13 protein-coding genes are annotated in these 20,095 nt (G+C 58.5%); 6 read left to right on the top strand and 7 right to left on the bottom strand.

Annotated features, from left to right (window positions below):
* Positions 1-69 precede the first annotated feature (69 nt).
* Positions 70-729, bottom strand: coding sequence for an HAD family hydrolase (locus FHS09_RS08360; RefSeq protein ID WP_183458687.1), 660 nt, complete (start codon positions 727-729; stop codon positions 70-72).
* Between the two features lie 625 nt (positions 730-1,354).
* Between FHS09_RS08360 and FHS09_RS08355 the strand changes: the two genes are divergently transcribed.
* A complete protein-coding gene (locus FHS09_RS08355) occupies positions 1,355-2,290 on the top strand; it encodes a hypothetical protein (protein WP_183458685.1) in 936 nt (311 codons plus the stop codon).
* A gap of 172 nt (positions 2,291-2,462) precedes the next feature.
* Here FHS09_RS08355 and FHS09_RS08350 read toward each other — a convergent pair whose 3' ends face one another.
* Positions 2,463-5,210: an immunoglobulin-like domain-containing protein gene (locus FHS09_RS08350; protein ID WP_183458683.1), complete on the bottom strand. Its 2,748-nt coding sequence runs from the start codon at positions 5,208-5,210 to the stop codon at positions 2,463-2,465.
* Between the two features lie 475 nt (positions 5,211-5,685).
* On the opposite strand from FHS09_RS08350, the gene FHS09_RS08345 reads away from it, so the two are divergent.
* The 3 genes from FHS09_RS08345 (at position 5,686) to FHS09_RS08335 (ending at position 12,046) form a co-directional block, all read left to right on the top strand.
* Positions 5,686-5,907: a hypothetical protein gene (locus FHS09_RS08345; protein ID WP_183458681.1), complete on the top strand. Its 222-nt coding sequence runs from the start codon at positions 5,686-5,688 to the stop codon at positions 5,905-5,907.
* Between the two features lie 73 nt (positions 5,908-5,980).
* Positions 5,981-8,668, top strand: a complete 2,688-nt coding sequence (locus FHS09_RS08340; RefSeq protein WP_183458679.1) for a TonB-dependent receptor — start codon at positions 5,981-5,983, stop codon at positions 8,666-8,668.
* A gap of 594 nt (positions 8,669-9,262) precedes the next feature.
* Entirely contained in the window at positions 9,263-12,046 is a 2,784-nt protein-coding gene (locus FHS09_RS08335; protein ID WP_183458677.1) for a TonB-dependent receptor, read from the top strand.
* A 153-nt stretch (positions 12,047-12,199) separates the two neighbouring features.
* Here the strand turns inward: FHS09_RS08335 and FHS09_RS08330 are convergent, their stop codons facing one another.
* The 4 genes from FHS09_RS08330 to recQ form a co-directional block, all read right to left on the bottom strand.
* Positions 12,200-12,736 carry a metal-dependent hydrolase gene (locus tag FHS09_RS08330; protein ID WP_183458675.1) on the bottom strand — a complete coding sequence of 179 codons (537 nt, stop codon included), beginning with the start codon at positions 12,734-12,736 and terminating at the stop codon, positions 12,200-12,202.
* A 223-nt stretch (positions 12,737-12,959) separates the two neighbouring features.
* Complete coding sequence (locus FHS09_RS08325) at positions 12,960-14,459, bottom strand: CoA-acylating methylmalonate-semialdehyde dehydrogenase (RefSeq protein ID WP_183458673.1); 1,500 nt, start codon at positions 14,457-14,459, stop codon at positions 12,960-12,962.
* A gap of 67 nt (positions 14,460-14,526) precedes the next feature.
* On the bottom strand, positions 14,527-15,861 hold the full coding sequence (gene aptA, locus FHS09_RS08320) for an omega-aminotransferase AptA (RefSeq protein WP_183458671.1): 1,335 nt from the start codon (positions 15,859-15,861) through the stop codon (positions 14,527-14,529).
* Between the two features lie 241 nt (positions 15,862-16,102).
* On the bottom strand, positions 16,103-17,938 hold the full coding sequence (gene recQ / locus FHS09_RS08315; protein WP_183458669.1) for a DNA helicase RecQ: 1,836 nt from the start codon (positions 17,936-17,938) through the stop codon (positions 16,103-16,105).
* Positions 17,939-18,193: 255 nt separating this feature from the next.
* Here recQ and FHS09_RS08310 point away from each other — a divergent pair, with 255 nt between their 5' ends.
* Positions 18,194-18,622 carry a hypothetical protein gene (locus tag FHS09_RS08310; RefSeq protein WP_183458667.1) on the top strand — a complete coding sequence of 143 codons (429 nt, stop codon included), beginning with the start codon at positions 18,194-18,196 and terminating at the stop codon, positions 18,620-18,622.
* On the opposite strand, the gene FHS09_RS08305 is transcribed toward FHS09_RS08310, so the two are convergent.
* The gene (locus FHS09_RS08305) at positions 18,600-19,448 is read right to left on the bottom strand and encodes a glutaminyl-peptide cyclotransferase (protein ID WP_183458665.1); all 849 of its coding nucleotides are present in this window, start codon (positions 19,446-19,448) and stop codon (positions 18,600-18,602) included. The two genes, FHS09_RS08310 and FHS09_RS08305, sit on opposite strands and share 23 nt — an antisense overlap.
* Positions 19,449-19,457: 9 nt before the next feature.
* Here FHS09_RS08305 and FHS09_RS08300 point away from each other — a divergent pair, with 9 nt between their 5' ends.
* On the top strand, positions 19,458-20,078 hold the full coding sequence (locus FHS09_RS08300) for a DUF502 domain-containing protein (RefSeq protein WP_183458663.1): 621 nt from the start codon (positions 19,458-19,460) through the stop codon (positions 20,076-20,078).
* The last annotated feature ends 17 nt before the right edge of the window (positions 20,079-20,095 follow it).

The raw sequence follows: 20,095 nt of genomic DNA, 5'->3' as shown, positions 1-20,095 counted from the left end.
CTGGATACTGGACCGGATCAGGTCCGGCATGACCTTCCTGCACCTGCACTGGTATGACGAGAAGCTGTTTCAGAGAAGTCTTCTCTCCACCCACTCCCCGACCTCATCCATCCGCGCGAATTTCTCCCTTGCCCTGGAAAAGTCGTGGTGCATGGACATATCGTTCGGAACCACCAGGCAATCGATGCCGGCCTCGGCGGCCGCGTTCAGGCCGGCTTCCGTATCCTCGACGGCGAGGCATTCCTTCGCGGACAGGCCGAGACGTTGCATGGCCAGCAGGTAGCCTTCCGGGTGCGGCTTGTTGCGCTGCACATCGTCCCCGGACACTACGGTTGCAAACAGGGACAGCAGAGAGTGGGTGCGCGTTGTGGCGGTTACCACTTCCTGCCCGGAACCGGTAACTATGGCCAGCTGCAGGCCCAGCGCGTGAAAACGGCGGACTGTCTCCCGGGCGCCGGGCATCAGTGGAAATGACGTCCGGGATATAAAGTCGCTCATTGCGAGCACTTTTTCCCTTACGAGAGAATCCGGCTCCGCTTCGATGGAAAAGCGGGAAACCATATCGACCGCATTCGCCCGGCTTGGAACACCTGCGTAATGGTCCCTGTACTGCTGCTCACTCAGGTCTACGCCGTAGCCCGAAAGCACCTTTCTCCATATCCTGAAATGTTCGGGCTCCGAGTCCACGAGGGTTCCGTCGTGATCGAAGAGGATGGCCTTGATTGACAAGAGTACACCTATGTTTGGTTGGTAGCCTTAAGTCTGAATTGAACGGAAGGGGATGGCATTCGGTTTATAAAAATACAGGCCACTGTAATTATTGGCAAGTTTCCATGTCAGGCAGTTCTGCGTAAAAGTAATACAAATGCTGTCTTGAGATGTTTGCGCCGAACGAAATTTCACTCTGACACCAATATTCAAAAGTATTAAAGGCTACACAGCACTATTGCTTCTTTTGGTTGGGCACCGCTAAAAATTTTTCTCTCGTCACCCCCGCCTTGGAGTCCAGTAATCGGGGATTTCTGGATTTCGCGTGAATTTCGCTGCTCTGACGAGTCGCGAGAATGGCCATTTTTTGGAGGTCCCTGTTAGTCACATAAAGGAAGTATGAACAAATACATTGATTTATTTATGCAAGGCTGCTGCAGTCTGAAATGGAAGAGTCTTGGATTGTGGTAAAGATGAATTTGGTGACACTTTGCTTGGGTCTCTCGAATGAAGCTCTGGACTTAAAAGGTATAAGCGGGGATAGTTGCTTGGCCTCTAGCGGCGTAAATGGATAGACACCGGCAGATGACATGCTCTGGTTTCCATCTTCAGTTCATCATCTGATATTAAAGTGAGGTAAGTTGACGTGCCAATTTTTGCCTATCAATCCCTGAACTCCAACTCCAGCACTGAACACGGTATAAGCGCGTCAAACTCGCAGCATTTCACCAGGATGACCCACAATCATCTGGCATCGAGCGGCGGCCGCTGGGCGTTGGGAATGCCCACCGCTGAGGGGGCATCGCCCGATGTGCCGGTGCAGGGGCCAGCGGAGCTTCTGTCGACGGCATCGCAGGGCTATATGAATAAAGGCCAGAACGACAATGCGGGCTTTCTCAGCATGATAGAGGGCAAAGCGCGGCAGACCCACCAACACCTTATCCGGGCGCTCGGTGGATGCGACCTGTTGGTTTACGGCGAGCTGGACGGCAGCCACAGCCAGTGGAGTTCCATGCAGCAGAATGCCGGCCAATTGTTTTCCGCTTCGTCGGCCAGCAAGTCGTGCAACTGTTTCAGCGTCCATAAAAGCAATGGGAGTATGCACAAACTCCTTGGCGAGGGCACAGGATGGATAGCCATCAAGAGCAACAATGTAAACGCCGTTTTCGTGCATGTTCCGAATGCCATCGCGAAAAGTGAATCGGATACTGTTAATTTCTACAGGGCGATCAACAACCACCTGATGCATTCGGGGGCTGGCCAGATCGATATTATTATGGGGGATACCAACCAGCCCAGGGATGGATTTACCCAGGGAGCGGCAAGCAAAGCCGTAGGGCAGGTATTCGCCGATGCGCATCCAGGTACAACCATACAGCCCTACGATTCATATCAAAGAAGCTTTGGCGGCACTAATAGTACTGGTACGAGTAAATACGATGTGGCGGTGTACAACACCGGTACTGTAAGAGTTGGCAATATGATCTACCTGTCACAGTGCACACCGGTATCGGATCAGAGCAGCAGGCATGTCGCGGCGGTTACCGATCATATGGGTATTGGTGTAGAGGTAACAAAGTAGCCGATAGGAAGTGCTGCGCGGCTGGGTATTTTATGTTTGCTGGAGGGATAGGACCGGGCACTGATAAGTGCCCGGTTCAAGTAGTGTGACTATATTGTGGCCGACGATGTTTCCGGACGGGACGTTTCCTGTGGATCTGGCCAGGCCCGGCTGGAAACTATAGCTGGCGAACTTACGGCACAGCGTTGGCTTTGACTGTGGCCTGGAATTCCTTGACCTGCTGTTCGTCATTCAATGTCAGGGCGGCGGTGAGAGTGACTTCCGTATCCACGCTTGGTTGGGTGACCCTGCCGGTTTCGCCGTGAATACTGATTATCGACGGATTTGATGAGCTCCAACTGATGGCGCTGGCGTAGGCGCTACTCGTCGGCAGGAAGAGGTCTTCGCGTACAGTGCTGAGGTCGCCCAGATCCAGCAGGTTGACCGCGGACGACAGCAGTTCGCTGTTGGGTTTGGGTGTTATATCCATAAACTGGATTTCCTCCGCGGAGAGGGCGCTGTCGTAGATCTTCAGTTCGTCGATCAAACCATTGTAGGGTGTATTCCAGTAGTTGACGCCGAGAGCGAATTTGCCGGTGGCGCCAGTGAAGAAATCATTCAGGGTGCCTCCAGAGAATTTCTGTACACCATTCAGGTAAACATTGACCTGCCCTTGTTTTACCGCAAAGGCCATATGAGTCCACTCCCCAGTGGGAATGCGTTCACCGGCAGAACCATCGAACCACTGTTCACTGCCGCTCCAGACCATGGTGTTGTCGTCCCAGCTCTGGGGTAGGAAGCTGATCCAGCGGGTGGAGTAAGGAATGCTGCCGCTGTCCAGCTGCTCGTCCACTGCACCGAAGAAGGCCGTGGTGGAGGTGCTGATGCTGGTGGGATTGGCCCAGAAGGATACGGTGTACTCGTAGTTGTCGATCAACTTTTGCGGCAACAGTACGCCATTGGTGCCATTCAATTGTAGGGCCTGGCCGCTTTGGCCAGTGCCGTAAGTGATATTGCCAGAGTTCCAGATACGGTCGGCTGTAGCAGTCCCGGTGCCAAAGCGGCCGAGGGAATCCGCAAGGTCATTTTCAAAGGTGAAGTGGGCGCTGCGGTTATAGGGCAGCCGCTGCGGCACTTGTACGGTGAAGGACTCGCTGAGGGTCTCGCCGTTCAGGCTGATGATGGCGGTGAGGATGGCGCTGGCGTCGCCGCTGCCGACATTCGGGCGGGTGACACGGCCGTCGCTGTTGATCACCAGCTCGTCACTGCTGCTCCAGTCTATTTCCGCTGCGAGGTTACCGCGTTCGGGCAAATCGAGGGCGCTGTCCTTGGCTATGGCGGGTTGCTTCAGGTCCGCGGCGATATCCGCCAGCACTTCGCCGGTACTGCGGGGTGTCATGCGGCTGCCCCAGATGGATTCGCCCTGGCTGTTAAGCGCAGTGAATATCGGCACCAGCTCGCCGGCGCCGTTGTTCCATTGCCACTGCATTACGCCGCGATAGTTTTTGCTTTCGCCATCGACGGTGAGCTCCAGGTCGATGCGCTTCGGATCGTCCGCGAAAAGCGTGTAACGGCCACTGGCCTCGCCGGTAATGCTGCCGTCTTCGTCCAGAGTGATGTACAGGCTTTCCCTGGCGGTGCGGTTGATGTCCTTGCCGTGATTGATGAACTTGTAGTTCCCCGGCAGGTCTCCGGCGTCCACGACGTTATTGCCGTCGATGGGCGCGTAACGGTGGGGCGATACCACCGGCCAGCCGTCGACGTTGATAAACATTTCGTGCACGCGGATCGCGTGCTGCTCGCCCCGGTTGGGGAAGCGGGTATGGGCAATCAGGAAATGCCGGCCGGTATCGGCATCGTAGTAGGCGGAGTTGTGACCTGGGGACAGATAGCCGCGGCCGGGCTCCGGGTCGCCTGGAGCGGATTCAAACTCAAAACCACCCATCAGCTTGACGCCGTAGGGCGTGATGCTGGATAAGCCCCCGCGAGCGGCGACCATATCCCGCCCCTCGGCATCAAGGAAAGGCCCGTCGGGGTTGCGCGAGCGGGCTACGCGGATATTGTAGCCGTCGGTGGAAACGTAGCCGCCGAAGGACATGAACAGGTAGTAGTAGTCGCTCTCCGGGCTGTAGAGCATGTAACTCCCTTCAATGGCGCTGTGGTTGCCTCCGGCCAGGTGTTTGCCGTAACCCTGGCCGGGTTGGGGCATGGCGGTGGCCTCGTTCATTTCCAGGATAAAGATGCCTCCGGAGTAGGAGCCATAGGTCATCCAGAGTTTGCCGCTATTGTCATAGAAGACATCTGGGTCAATGGTATTTGGATGAATAGTGGGGTCGTAGCTCTCGACGCCCTCGGGACCGTAGCCCTCGGTGATTTCTCCGGCGGTCATGCCGGAACGAAGGAAGATGCCGAGATCGATATAGGGCCCCTCGATACTGTCGGACGCCGCCACGCCCAGGTAGGAGCGGGGCAGGTTGCAGTCACCGGCTTCGCTTTCGGGGTTGGCGCAGTGGTTGTAGTAGAAGTAGTAGCGTCCGTCATTCAAGCTGATAACGTCCGCGGCCCAGGAGCCCTGGTGGCCTACCCACTCGATCCCTTCGGATACCTCGCTGGCGTAGGTATTGAACAGTGGGTTGGTATCGTTCGCCCCCTCTGCAACCCTCTTCCAGGTCATTAGGTCGGTGGATTTGGCGGCGGCCAAGTGGGAACCGAAGACATAGAAGGTGCCGTCCTGGTCGCGGATCACCGAGGGGTCGTGAACCGCCATATCGTTGTAGCTGATGGCCGCAGCGTTTTCGGTCGGGCCCGGCAGATCTTCGGCTGGAGGCTGGTCGATAGGGGGTTCTCCCGCAGGAGTTGCACTTTCATTGGACTTGCCGGAGCCGTCGCAACCGGCAATGACGAGAACGCCCGCCAGTAACGCCATTACTGGTGTTTTCATGATTATTTCCCTTGGCACCCTTTCGTTATTATTAAGAATATCGTATTACAATATTATTGAGAGATAAATAAAGAGTAGAAATTGACCTAGATGAGATCAATTTGTGGACTAGCGGACCACTAAATGTCCCGATTTGTGACGTCTAAACCTTTTATAGTATATAAATGTGATAAGTTTGATCAAAGGAAGAAAATTGGGTCATAAATTCCAGTGGAGTGCTGACAAGATCGTGGGCAGGAAGTTGATGGCAGTCATGAAAGTCACAAAAGTTCTGCTCAATAATCATAAAATATAACAAAAAAGCGTTTTTTAACCATTGACGCCAAAAATTTTGCTGGATAATATGCCCAATTGTAATACAAATTAAAACCACGCAGGCTGTTTCAGTGGTAGTGGCCAGCTACCTGACCATGACAGCGACGGTGCGCGCCGCGGCCTCAGTGTGTACCGGATAATAATGGGAGAGGAGCAAGCGATGATCGAATCGCGTTTATTCCGCACGCCTGCCGTCGTACCCGCCACCCCGACAGGCTCCTGCGCCGAGCTGTTTGGCGGCGCCCTCCCCGATACCGAGACAGACTGTGTGCTCAGTGAGCGCCATTCCGACCTTGAAAGCCACCAACCTTTTTTGTGCGACAAAGCTGTTCAGTTGGCAACGGCGTTGCGCATGGGCGATGTTGGCAGGATCTCACGCTGATCTTGCGGGGCTGCAGCTAGCCAGGGCCCTGCAATTTCGGCAACAAAAATAAACTCAAATGGGAGATGATTGTATGTTCAAACAGCGTTTACTCTGTTCCTCCATAGCCACGGTAACCGCGCTGGGCGGCCTACAGGCTGCCCAGGCGCAGGATGCGGAACTGATGGAGGAGATCGTGATTACCGGTGTTCGCGCCAGTGTGAATAAGGCGATCGACATCAAACAGCAGGAAAAGCAGATCGTCGATTCCATCGTCGCTGAGGATGTCGGCAAGCTACCCGATAACAGCGTCGCCGAGGCCTTGCAGCGGGTCACTGGTGTGCAGATTGCCCGCCAGAACGGCGAAGCGTCCACTGTGCTTGTGCGCGGTCTGCCGGATGTGGTTACCACCGTGAATGGCCGCAATATCTTTACCACCACCGGCCGAGGCATCGCCCTGGCCGACATTCCCGCCGATTTGCTACAGCGGGTAGATGTCAAGAAATCTGCCAGTGCCGCAGATATAGAAGGCGGCATTGCCGGGGTCGTAGACGTTCATCTGCGCCGCCCCTTTGACTTCGATGACGGTTTTACCATTGCGGGTGGCTTGCGCAATGTGTACAGCGAGCAGGCCGAGTCCAACGACCCGGTGGGCAGCGTAACCATGAACAACAACTGGAGCAGCGGCAACAGTAATTTTGGCGCGATGTTTAGCGTGTCTTATCAGGACCGTGGTTACATGGACCAGGTGAATTTTGTGACGGCGCCTTTCGCCACTGAAATCACCCACCCCGATTCCGTCGAGCCGCCGATTGCCGGTGAGCCTACGCTGATCCCCAATGTGATCGGCTCCTATTTCCGCTATGGCGACCGCAACCGCACTTCCTATAACGGGGCCTTCCAGTGGAGCCCGAACGAGGACGCCGAGTACTATGCGGAGTTCTTCCATGTGGGTTACGAACAGGATTCCCAGTTGAATTTCTGGGTGCCGATTCCCTCCTGGGGTGGGCAGTTGGGCTATGTGACCGAATACAAGCCGGGCACCAACGTGGCCAAGGAATATGTGCGTGATGACGCGCCGGGCACCATCACCAGTAATCAGGCGTTTTTCAACAGTTCCGATACTACCCAGATTGCCTTCGGCGGCGAGTGGAGCTTTGACAACCTGACAGTGAGCAGCGACCTGGCTTACACCACCAGTGAGGCGGACAACGAATCCTTTATTCTGGATTTGGCCTTCTTTGCGCCGCGCATCACTTACGATTTTTCAAAAAATGGTAGCGGAGCATCAGACGTCACCATCGAAAATGCCGATGGCACGCCCTATGACCTGAGCGATCCCTCGCAGTATGTGCTGAACCAGTTCTTCGACCAGCGCAGTCGCCAAGAGGGGGATGAAATTTCCTGGAAAACCGATTTCAACTATGCGTTCGATCAGGGTGCCATTACTTCTCTGGATTTCGGTCTACGCCTGAGCCAGCGCAATGCCTTTAATCAGTCTGCGGATACCGGTGGCCGCCCGAATATTTCCGGTAGCACCGTGTTTTTGAGTGATTTTCCTGGCCTTGAGGACATGACGCCGTCGGGATTCCTGAGCGATGTGGTCAGCCTCAATACCTCCCAGTGGCTGACGCCAAATCGCGAATACCTTCTGGCCAATCGCACCGAGATTCGGGAGGCCCTGGGTTACGAGCCGCTGCCCGGGGGGCCGGAGTATATTCCCGAACTGTTTTTCGATAACGACGAGAACAACTACGCTGCCTACGTCAGCGCCAACTACGATGTATCACTGGGCGGCATGATACTCGACGGTCAGGTAGGCGCGCGCCTGGTCCGCCTGGAGTCGACGCTACGGGGCACCAGTGCCATTCAGGAGGATGGGGCTGTGGTACTGCAGAGCGTGGATTCCGATACAAGTACCACCAAACTGCTTCCCAATGCGAGTGCGCGCCTGGCCATACGCGATGATCTGTATCTGCGTGGAGCCATCAGTCAGACCATCACCCGCCCGGGTTTCGCGGATCTGAACCCTTCAACCGCCTATTTCCAGCCGACGCCCACACAGCCGGATTTCGGTACTGGCAACGGTGGTAACCCGGAACTGGACTCCGTCGAGTCCGGCAACCTCGATGTCTCCCTGGAGTGGTATTTTGCCGATTCCAGCTCGCTGACCGCCGGGCTTTTCTACCGCGATATCGACGGCTATATCCAGTTCTATTCCTCTCCGGAAATGCGCGACGGCGTACGCTACCAGGTCACCCGCCCGCAAAATACCGGTTCCGGTTCCCTGGAGGGGGTAGAACTGGCCTATACCCAGTTTTTCGACAACCTGCCCGGTTTCTGGTCCGGTTTCGGTATCCAGGCCAATGCCACCTTTATGGATGGCGAAGCCGAGTCCCCGCCCGATGCAGAGGGCAATACCGAGATGCAGAATCTGGCCAACGTTTCGGATGAGTCCTACAACCTGATTCTACTGTACGAAAAAAACGGCTTTTCTGCGCGCCTCGCCTACAACTGGCGCAGCGATTACTACTCCAGCTTTGACGAAGCCGGTGATCAGCCTGGTAACTCAGTGGTCGTGACCGATACGGATTCATTGGACCTGGCGTTGAACTACGATCTCAACGACAACTTGACCCTATCTGCGGAGGCCACCAACCTCACGGATTCGGTCTACAGTGACTACTTTGGTGGCGGCTCCAGTGCGGATGAGTCTCTTTACCCAAGGGACACCTTCGCTCGCGAGCGCACCTATTCGCTGGGAGTTCGTTTCCGGTATTAAATAAAATGGCAGCCCAAGGGGGCTGCTTTTTTTTTGCCTGTAGGAATGAGGTGGCTGCGGGACGACAGGAGTATTTAGCAAGATCTATCGCGGCCAACGGCCGCTCCTACGAGAAAGGCATTTTCCACTACTGTTGTAGGAGCGGCCGCTGGCCGCGATCGGCAGCCGCAATTGATTTGCTATAAATTGTAATACAAACAGGGGTTGAGGGTCTGGCCTGTGGACAGGCCGGAGAAGAGTACCCGACAACACAAGAAGTGCGTAGCGGCCAAGGCCGCAGTATGCACCGGATAATAACGAGAGAGGAACAAGCGATGATCGAAGCCGCGCTCACACCGCGTGCAGTTGCCATCGAGCCGTGCAATTCCTCCTGCGCTGAGCTGTGCACAGGCGCTCTCCCCAATACCGAGATGGGTTATGTGCTCAGCGAGCGCTATTCAGGCCCTGAAAGCCACCAAAGACTCCCACACCGTTTGTTTTGCCCTTGAGGGCCGGGCTGTGCGTGGGTGATGTTGGCGGGATTGCGTTCCGGGGCTGCAGGTAGGGCCCAAGGTTTCGGCAGTAAAATAATAAAACTCAGATGGAGATGAAAGTATGTTCAAACAACGTTTACTCTGTTCGTCCATAGCCACGGTAACCGCCCTGAGCGGCATGCAGGTGGTCCAGGCGCAGGATGCGGAACCGGTGGAGGAAATCGTAGTAACCGGCGTGCGCGCCAGTTTGGAAAAAGGCATCGAAATCAAGCGGGAAAAAATCCAGATAGTGGATTCCATCGTCGCCGAGGATATCGGCAAGTTCCCGGATAACAACGTGGTGGAGGCGCTGCAGCGGGTGACCGGTGTGCAGGTGACGGATCGCGGTGCGGGCGAAGTGAGCGGTGTATCCATTCGCGGCCTGACCGATGTGGGTACCACGATCAATGGACGACAAATATTTACCGCTTCTAGCAGAGATGTTTCCCTGCAGGATGTTCCCGCGAGTCTGCTGAGCGGCGTAGATGTGTATAAAACCCGTTCCGCCAGTCAACTTGAAAGCGGTATTGCCGGCCAGGTCGATATCCACACCCACCGTCCCTTCGACTTCGATGGCAGCAAGGTTTCCCTGGCAGGCCGCGGTATCTATCAGGAGCAGGCAGACTCCACTGATCCGAACCTGAGCGCACTATTCAGCAATCGCTGGGAGACTTCCGCCGGTGAATTCGGTGCTTTGGTAAACCTTTCCTACGCAGAGACCAATTTCCGAGACCAGAGTGTGACCGCCGGCGCAGGGGTGCTTTTTGTAGGTGCCGATGCCCCCGATGGCTTTGTGCCTTACCAGAGAATATTTAACGGCAGCCCGGAAGTTGGCGGCGAACAGGTCTGGCAGGAAGGCCTGGAAAAAGGGATGCCCTTCGCCCCAGGCTCTACCGTGAATATCAACGGTGAAGATGTGGAGTACCTGATCGGTCGCGACGCCGTGTTCGCAGTGGATGGCAGTGGCGAGCGCGAACGTCCGGCGGCGAATATCTCCCTGCAATGGGCACCTAACGATAGCTCCGAATACCTGTTCGAGGCCTTCTACAACGGCTATCGCAGCGAGCGATTCAACTCCCTGAACTTTACTTTTGTGGACTCTTGGGAAGACAGCTCTCACCTGCCCCGCGGCGGTGAGATAGAAGTCTTCGACGGTACCAATATCGTCAAAACCCGCGACGTGGCTGCATCCTACGGCTTTACTAGCGGCGACCTGCTGGTGGGCAAAACCGACAGCTATCTCTACGCCGTCGGCGGAAAATGGGACATAGGCGACAGACTGCAACTGAGATCGGAACTCAACTACCAGAAGAGCGAGTACAAAGAAACCTTCTTCGCTATGCGCGCCGAGCGGGTGGCCTATGGCCTGGGGGTGGACTTCAATGCGGGAGACGGTGTTCCGGAAGTGGAGTTCTACGACGACCCGAACACGGAAGTGGACGAAAGCAATCTCGCCGATGCCTCCCAGTGGAATGCGGCTCAGCTGTATGACCAAGGGGCCAGCAGAAAAGGCGATGCGTTCACCTGGACATTCGACGGCGACTTGGAGCTGGATTTGGGCGCATTCCACAGGCTCAGCTTCGGTGTACGCGCCGACAACCGCACAGCCAACGAGGCCAGTAAGGCCCAAGACGGCGGTATTCTCGGCGTTCCACTAGGAGATTTGGATCCGGGCCTCACTTATACCAGCCGTGGCTTCTTCGATGGCCGTGCAGACGTCGCCACCAGATGGGTGGTGCCCGACGGTCACCATATCGCCTCGAACGCCGGCACTTACCGCGAGATGTATGGGCTGACCAAGCAGCCGCTGGAAGAAACCTTTGAGATTGATGAGCTGACGACTTCTCTCTATGCCAAAGCGCTGTATGAGGCAGGCCCCTTCGATGGTGAAATCGGCCTGCGCTATACGCGTGTAAAAAGGGACATGGAGTTTTACGACGTGGAGTTCGAATCGGGGGAAGACGGGTATTTTAGTTCCGCATCTACCAGCGATGGCAAGCTACTGCCCACCCTGGTGGCCCGCTGGCACATCAACGACGATTTGATGGCCCGTTTTGCCTATACCCAGACCTTGCGACACCCGGGTTTCGCTTCCCTCAATTCCCATATTTCTTGGGGTGATGACGTGACAAACATTGGGCTCGCTGAAGCCAGCGGTGGAAATCCCGATCTCGAGCCCACCGAGTCGCAGAACTTCGACCTCTCTCTGGAGTGGTATTTTGCCGAGTCCAGCGCCCTCTACGGCACTCTGTTCCGCCGTAATATTGATGGCTTTGAGGTCACTTCGCGGCGGGTGGTCTGGCACCAGCCGGAGGGTGAAACGGAAGAGCGGCGTTTCGCGCTCACCCAGCCCACAAACAGCTCCGACGGCGTTTTGCAGGGCCTGGAATTGGGTGTTGTTTACTTCCCGGAGAATCTGCCGGACTTCCTTGATGGGCTGGGTGTACAGGCGAGTTATACGGCGTTGGATTCCGAGCAGAAGGTTGATGACTTCGACAATAACGGTGACAAGACCGGCCAGGTGGAAGTCCCCATGTTCGGTGTTTCCGACAGCTCCTACAGTGTCGTGCTCGCTTATGACAAGAGCGACCTGGATATGCGTCTTTCCTACGTGTGGCGCGATGATTTTCTGCACCACCACGAAGCGCGCCTGTTCGCCAACCCGGTGGGTGTCTACAATGGCGAGGAAACCAGCCTGGATTTCCAGGCCAGCTACAGCCCGATGGAGAACCTGACGTTCACCTTCGACGCAACCAACCTGTTGGACGACTACTACCAGAGCTATTACGAGTACCCGGATATCTACAACTTCGGCTCGTCCATCTACAGCCGCACCTTCGCACTGGGCGCGCGCTACTCCTTCTGATACAGCGCTACCACGCGGCACGTTTGAGGCAGCTTTTGGGCTGCCTTGCTTGTTTTTAGGAAGGGAACCGGTAAGCTTTTCGGTGGCAACGAAAGTGGGTAATTGGAGCCAGCTTGCTAACCCGATATCAGGTGTCAGATTTCCCGCGGGCCGCTATTTATTTTTCGCACGATAACGCCTTGTCAGTGCGCCGAGAGTGCCGACCACAAGCCCCGGAATCAGAACCCAGAAAAGTTCTGAAGATATCACTCGCAGCCCTTTTTCCGTAAAGAAGGCGCCAACCCCAATCGGGGAAACCTGGATAGGCCGGTAGGGAAGGAAAATCCTTTCCGAGCTGAACGGCCAATACAGGGCTACGCCGAGTCCGCCATTGGTCATCGCGTCCAGGATTGCGTGGGAGACGCTCGCCGCAAAGCATACGGCAAATACAGTCAGTGGCTTCGAGCGGATTTTCCGGTGAAAGAAGACTACCAGCAGGGAGATCGCTGCGGAAAACACCAGCGAGTGCGTGAATCCCCGGTGCCCCCATTGCGATTCGTAGGGAATGCCAAACTTAAAGGCAACAACGTCCAGGTCGGGAAGTACGGAGAGCGCGGCTGCGACGACGAGTAGTCGGATATTGATCGAACCGCTTTTAAAAGCGGCGTAAATCACAGCGGGAATGACGACATGGGAAAAGGCTGATGCCATCTTGCGACCTCGAATCTCCCGGTCTGTATTTCTGGCTTATACCTCTATTTGACGAGGTAGTCTGCAGGAAAGTCGTTATCCCTGTCCACTGCGATTTGGAGGCTGTACAGAACCCAATGGAGGGATGCCCTACGGCTGCGAAAGCCCGTGCGATTGGCGAGATCTGATCGCGGCCATGAGCCGCTCCTACAGCGGTTGGGATGTGCGGAGCGCATCCCAGAGATCAGCCGTTGCTGGGAAATGTAAACTGCACTCCCTCCCGCACCCCACTCGCCGGCCAGCGCTGGGTTACGCTTTTGCGTTTGGTGTAGAAGCGCACCGAGTCCGGGCCGTAGGCGTGCAGGTCGCCGAACAGGGAGCGTTTCCAGCCGCCGAAGCTGTGGTAGGCGACCGGTACCGGCAGGGGTACGTTGATGCCCACCATGCCCACTTTGATATTGTCGGAGAAGTAGCGTGCGGCCTCGCCGTCGCGGGTGAAAATGCAGGTGCCGTTGCCGTATTCGTGGGCGTCGACAATATCCATCGCCTCCTGCATGGTTTTCGCGCGCATCACACACAGCACCGGGCCGAAGATCTCGTCGGAGTGAATGGTCATTTCCGGGGTGACCTTGTCGAACAGGCAGGCACCCAGGTAGTTGCCGCTTTCGAAGCCGGGCACTGTCAGGCCGCGGCCATCCACCACCAGTTCAGCACCTTCCTCCAGGCCCTTGGCGATATAGCCTTCGACTTTTTTCTTGTGTGCGCGGGTGACCAGCGGGCCCATATCATTGCCGTTGTCCATGCCGTCGCCCACTTTTAATTTGGCGATCTGCTCTTTGAGTTTTTCGATCAGCGTATCGGCGGTGGCATCGCCCACGGCGACGGCGACGGAGATGGCCATGCAGCGTTCGCCGCAGGAGCCGTAGGCGGCGCCCATCAGGGCGTTGACCGCATTGTCCAGGTCCGCATCCGGCATTACGACGGCGTGGTTTTTCGCCCCGCCGAAAGCCTGTACCCGCTTGCCGTTGGCGTTGCCGGTGGTATAGACGTATTCGGCAATCGGCGTGGAACCCACGAAGCTCACCGCCTGTACGCGGGAATCGGTGAGCAGTGTGTCCACCGCCTCTTTATCGCCGTTGACCACGTTGAGCACGCCGGCGGGTATGCCCGCCTCCAGCCCCAGTTGGGCGATAAACAGCGCGGAGCTGGGGTCACGCTCCGAGGGCTTGAGCACGAAGGTGTTGCCGCAGGCGACGGCCATGGGCCACATCCACAGGGGCACCATGGCTGGGAAGTTGAACGGGGTGATGCCGGCACAGACGCCCAGGGGCTGGAATTCGCTCCAGGAATCGATTGCGGGGCCGACGTTTTTGCTGTGCTCGCCTTTTAATAGCTCCGGTATGCTGCAGGCGTACTCCACATTTTCGATACCGCGCCGCAGTTCGCCCATGGCGTCGTTGAATACTTTGCCGTGTTCGCGGGTGATGAGTTCGCAGATTTTCTCTGCATTCTCTTCCAGCAGGTCCTTGAGGCGGAACATGAGCCTCGCCCGCTTGATCGGCGGTGTGTTACGCCAGGCGGGGTAGGCGGCCTGGGCCGCGGCGATGGCTTCGTCAACGGTGGCCCGGCTCGCCAGGCATACGCGCGCGCTCACTTCATTGGTGGAGGGATTGGCAATGTCCTGATGGCGATCGCCTTCGCGGTTGACCTGTTCGCCGTTGATCAGATGGCCGATGGTGTTCATGGTTTTCTCCTTCGGATTTTTCCAGTTCCGAATTCGTTTTCGTGGGAGCGGCCGCCCCTACAGGTGTTTAATCCAGGCTGTGCAGAATTTCTGACAGGGTCTGCGCAATCTGGTCTATCTGTTCCGGTTGAATAATAAACGGCGGTGCCACGGCGATGGTATCTCCGGTCCAGCGCAGCAGTACACCGCGCCGGTAGGCCTCCAGCACCACTTCCATCGCGCGTTTGCCGGGCTCGCCGTCGCGGGGTTGCAGTTGGACTGCGCCGGCCAGGCCGTAGTTGCGAATGTCGATCACATGGCGCTCGTCTTTCAGGCCGTGCAGGGCGTCCTCGAAATGCGGCGCCAGTTCCCGGACCCGCGCGAACAGGTTTTCCCTTTCGTAGATATCCAGGGTCGCCATGGCCGCGGCGCAGGCCACCGGATGCGCGGAATAGGTATAGCCGTGGGCCAGTTCGGGAATATGTTCCGGTCCCTGCATAAAAGCGTCATAGATGCCCTCGCGGACAAACACCGCGCCGAGTGGAACGGCGCCGTTGGAGATACCCTTGGCGGTGGTCATGATATCCGGCTGTACGCCGAATTCCTGCGCGGCAAACGCGGAGCCGGTGCGGCCGAAGCCGGTGATTACTTCGTCGAAGATCAGCAGGATATGGTGCTGGTCGCAAATTTCCCGCAGGCGCTGCAGATAGCCTTTCGGCGGCAGTATCACCCCGGCGGAGCCGGCGAAGGGTTCCACCATCACTGCGGCGATATTTTCCGCCCCCTGGAGATTGATGATATCCATCAGCCGCTCGGCCATGTCCGTGCCGCCGTGTTCCGGCAAGCCGCGGGAAAAGGCGTTTTCCGGTAAGAGGGTATGGGGGAGGTGATCCACGTCCAGCGCCGGGCCGAAGGTTTTGCGGTTGCCCACCATGCCGCCCACGGAGATGCCACCGAAGTTCACCCCGTGGTAGCCCTGGGCGCGGCCCACCAGGCGGTTCTTTTCCGGCCGCCCAGCGACGCGCCAGTAGGCGCGGGCGATTTTCAGCGCGGTGTCCGCGGCCTCGGAGCCGGAGTTGCAAAAGAAGACCCGGTTCAGATCGCCCGGCGCTATGTCCGCCAGGCGCCTGGCCAGCTTGAACGCCAGCGGGTGACCGAATTGGAAGGCGGGAGAGTAGTCGAGGGCGGTGAGCTGCTGGGCTACCGCGTCGGCGATTTCCTTGCGGCCGTGGCCGGCGTTGCTGCACCAGAGGCCGGAGAAGCCGTCCAGCACCGAGCGGCCGTCCGCCGTGGTGTAGTGCATGCCCTCGGCGCTGACAAACAGCCGCGGTTCGGACTTGAAGTGGCGGTTGCCGGTAAACGGCATCCAGTGGGCGTCGAGTTCCTCGTTGCTCAAACCGGCGCGAATGTCGATCTGGGCCATGATTAACCTCTGTTTTTGTTTGCTTGAGGTGAGTCTAGGGGCGGTTAATAAAGTTTACAATAGTCGAATGATTGTTCGGTTATAGACTCGAATGACTGGGATGTGTTCGCTCCCCTCTCCCCTCCGGGGAGAGGGGTTGGGGGAGAGGGGAAGGCGTTGCTGGGAGCCCCCTCCCCCAGCCCCTCCCCCGCAAGCGGGAGAGGGGGACCAAAGCGGGAAGCTTTGCCGTGCGTTAAATATATTAATCGACCGTTGCGGACTGATATTCCTGCAAAACCGCCAGAAAGGCATCGCCAAACCGCTCCAGCTTGCTGTCGCCCACCCCGGAGATGGCCAGCAGTTCCTCCGGAGTTTGCGGCTTGGCGCTGGCCATTTCACGCAAGGTTGCATCGTGGAAGACCACATAGGGCGGCACGCCGTTTTCTTCCGCCAGTTGCTTTCGGCAGGCGCGCAGGGCCTCCCAGAGAGGTTCGTCGGCGGCGGTGAGTTCCGTCGCCGGGGCGGAAGCCCTGCGCGTTTCCGCGCGGGCGGCTTTGGGCGGCAGCTTGCGCAACTGGATGGATTCCTCGCCGCGCAGCAGTGGGCGACAAGCTTCGGTCAGCCGGACGCTGCTGAATTCCCCCTCCACCTCCAGGTAGCCGCGCACCACCAGTTGACGGACAACACCTCGCCACTCGACAGCGGATAGATCCGTGCCTATGCCATAGGTGGAGAGGTTCTGGTGGCCAAACTTGCGCACCTTTTCGTTTTCCGAGCCGCGCAGTACGTCGATCACGTGGGCGGCGCCGAAGCGCTGGCCGGTGCGGTAGACGCAGGACAGTAGTTTGGCCGCCGCCTGGGTACCGTCCCAGGTCTGCGGCGGTTCCAGGCAGGTGTCGCAGTTGCCACAGGGCTCCGCAAGTTCCTCGCCGAAATAGCGCAGCAGGGCTTGGCGACGGCAACTGGTGATTTCGCACAGGCCGAGCATGGCGTTCAGTCGCGCTCGCTCCTGCCGCTTGTGTTCCTCGCTGCCCTCGGAGGATTCCGCCATCTGCGCCAGCTTCACCACGTCCTCCAGGCCGTAGAGCAACAGCGCGGTGGCCGCTTCGCCGTCGCGCCCGGCGCGGCCGGTCTCCTGGTAGTAGGCCTCGACACTCTTGGGTAGATCCAGGTGGGCCACGAAGCGCACGTCCGGTTTGTCGATGCCCATGCCGAAGGCGATGGTGGCGACGATGATCACGCCTTCTTCGCGCAAAAAGCGCCGCTGGTGTTCCGCGCGTAGCGGCGCGGGCAGGCCGGCGTGATAAGGGAGGGCGGTAAAGCCCTGCTGGCACAGCCAGTCGGCGGTGTTCTCGACTTTGTTGCGGGACAGACAGTAGACGATACCGGCGCTGCCCTGCTGTTCCGCGCGCAGGAATTGCAGCAGCTGGCGGCGGGGATTGTCCTTCTGGGCGATACGGTACTGGATATTGGGGCGGTCGAAGCTGCTGACAAAATGTCGCGCGCCTCTTTGTTCCTGCAGGTCCAGGCGGTGGGCGATTTCCCCCCGGGTGCGCGCGTCCGCGGTGGCGGTGAGGGCGATGCGCGGTACGCTGGGGAACTGCTCGTGCAGGCAGTTCAGATGCAGGTAATCGGCGCGGAAGTCGTGGCCCCACTGGGATACGCAGTGGGCCTCGTCGATGGCGAACAGCGACAGTTCAATTCGCTGTAGCAGTTCCAGAGTGCGCGGCTGCAGCAGGCGCTCCGGGGCCAGGTAGATCAGGTCCAGCTCATTGCGCAGCAGCGCGCCCTCGATGGCCTGGGCCTCGTCGAAGGGCAGGGAGGAGTTGAGGAATGCCGCGTTGACCCCCGCGGCCCGCAGCGCTTCCACCTGGTCCTGCATCAGCGCGATCAGCGGCGAGATCACGACCCCGCAGCCGGGCCGCGCCAGCGCCGGGATCTGGTAGCAGAGGGACTTGCCGCCGCCGGTGGGCATCAGTACCAGCGCGTCCCCGCCGGTCATCAAGGTGTCGATGATCTCCCGCTGCGGGCCGCGGAAGGCGCTGTAGCCGAAGACGTGTTCGAGGATTTGTTGTGGGTCTTGTGGGATGTTTTGCATGGGGGTGGAGTATAACGTTTTGGTGGCGGGAGCTGGCGATGTTTGCGGGTTATTACCCTGTAGGAGCGGCCGCTGGCCGCGATCGGCATTTACTAGGTAGCGAGGCCGATCGCGGCCATGGGCGGATGGCCGCCCCGCCGCTCCTACAAAGAGAAAGGGCAATGGAACCCCTTCACAATTTTGTCGCCGTTTTCCTTCTGGAACAAAAGAGAGCACCTATAATCGGCGGACCATAGTCATAGCATGGATAACGCTATGCGTGCCCCGATAACACTCTCTTTGCTGTTGGCAGTTGGTCTCGCCGGATGCGCGACCACGGCGCCCCGTCACTCCCTGGTGCAGTCCGCCCTGGCGGACACCCATCTCGGCTGGCAACCGGCGCCGAAAAATCAACTGTCTTTCTCTGTCGCCACTGCCAGTGGTATCGCGCGGGTGGAGCTGCGCCCGCTGCCGGCGGACCTACAGGTCCTGACTTTGCATCTGCCCGGAATGCGCCGGGTGGAAGGAGTGCAGTGGTTGGGGGGCGACGGTGACAATAAGCAGCTCTACGACGGCGCCAATGGTCCCGAAGGCGTCAGCCTGCAGCCGCAGGGCCACGGCTTCCGCCTGCAGATCTCCGGGGAGGCACTCGAACTGGTGCGCGGCGGCGGGGTGCTGACTGTTATCGATGTTTATCGGGGCTGATGCCGGGAACGCGGAGCTCCAGCTCCGCCCCTGATGCGGAGCTGGAGCTCCGCGTTCCCGGGGCATCAAATCCCAGGCCCTGGGGTCGAATCAGGTAGAGCTTCGGCCAGTATTTCCCCGTCACCCAGAGCCCGTTGCGCTTTTCATCCCAGGCGATGCCGTTGGCGACAACGTCCGGGTGGCGACTCTCCGGCGCCAGGGATCGCAGGTCGACCAGCCCGCGCACTTCGCCGCTGGCGGGATCGATGGCGATGATGCGCGAGTCCTGCCAGATGTTGGCCCAGATCAGCCCCCGCACATATTCCAGTTCGTTCAGGCGCGTCCACTCCTCCCCGCCGCCGTGCACTTTTAAGCGCCGCTCGACTTCGAAGGTGTCCGGGTTGCGAAAGGTGAGTTCGTCGGAGCCGTCGCTCATAATCAGCTGCTCGCCGTCGCTGGCGAGCCCCCAGCCTTCGCCCGAGTAACCCAGTTTGTTCACGGGGGCGAGGTCTTTGCGGCGATAGACCTGCAGTTCGCCGGCCCTGTAAGTGAGCAGGTACAGTTTGTCGCCGTGCACCGCCAGGCCCTCTGCGAAGCGGTTCTCAGCCAGCCATTTGCGCCTTAGGGGATTGCCGCCGGGGTCGGTATACTCGGCCAGCCAGGAGCGCCGGTAGAGCCCGCTGCTCTCCCACCAGCGCTCGCCGTCGAAATAGAGACCCTGGGTAAAGCGATCCGCCGGGCGGCTGCGCTCACCCAGCAGTTCGAACGGGGTTTCCGGCAGCGGAGCCGCCGCGGCCAGGGCCGCAACGGGCGCCAGCGCCAGCAACAGTGCTTTCAGTATTCGCATTGGAAAATTATGACCAGAGTAAAAACCTTTATCACCTTGACCCTTTTGGGCGGGCTGGCGGTGGTGCTGCCCATCGCTATTTTCATTCTGCTGTTCCAATGGCTGTTTGGCCAGATCAGCGAACTGGTGGCGCCGGCCACCCAATGGATGGAAACCCACACGACGATCAAGGATACCCTCGCCCAGCTGGCGGTGATAGGGCTGATTCTCGGCGGCTGCTTCCTGATCGGGCTGGTCGTCAAGACTGGGGTGGGGCGCTGGATGCACAATCAAGTGGACCGGTGGCTGAGCCGCCTGGCGCCCGGCTACAGTACCATCAAGGACCTGGTGCTGCAGTTTATCGGTGGCGGTGGCGAGGGGGTGCTGTCCGGGCCGGTGGCGCGGGTGCGCATTCACGGCGCCGACAACCCGCTTTCAGTCACCGCCATCGTCACCTCCCGGCACGCCAATGGCGACTACACCGTGTACGTGCCCACAGCGCCGGTGCCCACTTCCGGTTTCGTGTTCCATGTGCCGGCGGACTGTGTTGAGATCCTGCCCAATGTGACCGTGGAGGCGGCGATGAAGTCGATTGTGGCCTGCGGTTCCGGCAGCGGCAGTTTGCTGGCCTCGACCGCACCGGAGGCTTGACGGTGCGGGGGAGGTCT

Source organism: Microbulbifer rhizosphaerae, assembly GCF_014191725.1.
GTDB lineage: Bacteria > Pseudomonadota > Gammaproteobacteria > Pseudomonadales > Cellvibrionaceae > Microbulbifer > Microbulbifer rhizosphaerae.
Note: the sequence above shows the minus strand (reverse complement) of the source record. Positions and strands in the feature narration are given on the sequence as shown.

Coding starts and splice junctions, on each gene's coding strand:
- FHS09_RS08350 (WP_183458683.1), bottom strand. CDS start 5,210: ATGAAAACACCAGTAATGGCGTTACTGGCGGGCGTTCTCGTCATTGCC.
- FHS09_RS08345 (WP_183458681.1), top strand. CDS start 5,686: ATGATCGAATCGCGTTTATTCCGCACGCCTGCCGTCGTACCCGCCACC.
- FHS09_RS08340 (WP_183458679.1), top strand. CDS start 5,981: ATGTTCAAACAGCGTTTACTCTGTTCCTCCATAGCCACGGTAACCGCG.
- FHS09_RS08335 (WP_183458677.1), top strand. CDS start 9,263: ATGTTCAAACAACGTTTACTCTGTTCGTCCATAGCCACGGTAACCGCC.
- FHS09_RS08330 (WP_183458675.1), bottom strand. CDS start 12,736: ATGGCATCAGCCTTTTCCCATGTCGTCATTCCCGCTGTGATTTACGCC.
- FHS09_RS08325 (WP_183458673.1), bottom strand. CDS start 14,459: ATGAACACCATCGGCCATCTGATCAACGGCGAACAGGTCAACCGCGAA.
- aptA (WP_183458671.1), bottom strand. CDS start 15,861: ATGGCCCAGATCGACATTCGCGCCGGTTTGAGCAACGAGGAACTCGAC.
- recQ (WP_183458669.1), bottom strand. CDS start 17,938: ATGCAAAACATCCCACAAGACCCACAACAAATCCTCGAACACGTCTTC.
- FHS09_RS08310 (WP_183458667.1), top strand. CDS start 18,194: ATGCGTGCCCCGATAACACTCTCTTTGCTGTTGGCAGTTGGTCTCGCC.
- FHS09_RS08305 (WP_183458665.1), bottom strand. CDS start 19,448: ATGCGAATACTGAAAGCACTGTTGCTGGCGCTGGCGCCCGTTGCGGCC.
- FHS09_RS08300 (WP_183458663.1), top strand. CDS start 19,458: ATGACCAGAGTAAAAACCTTTATCACCTTGACCCTTTTGGGCGGGCTG.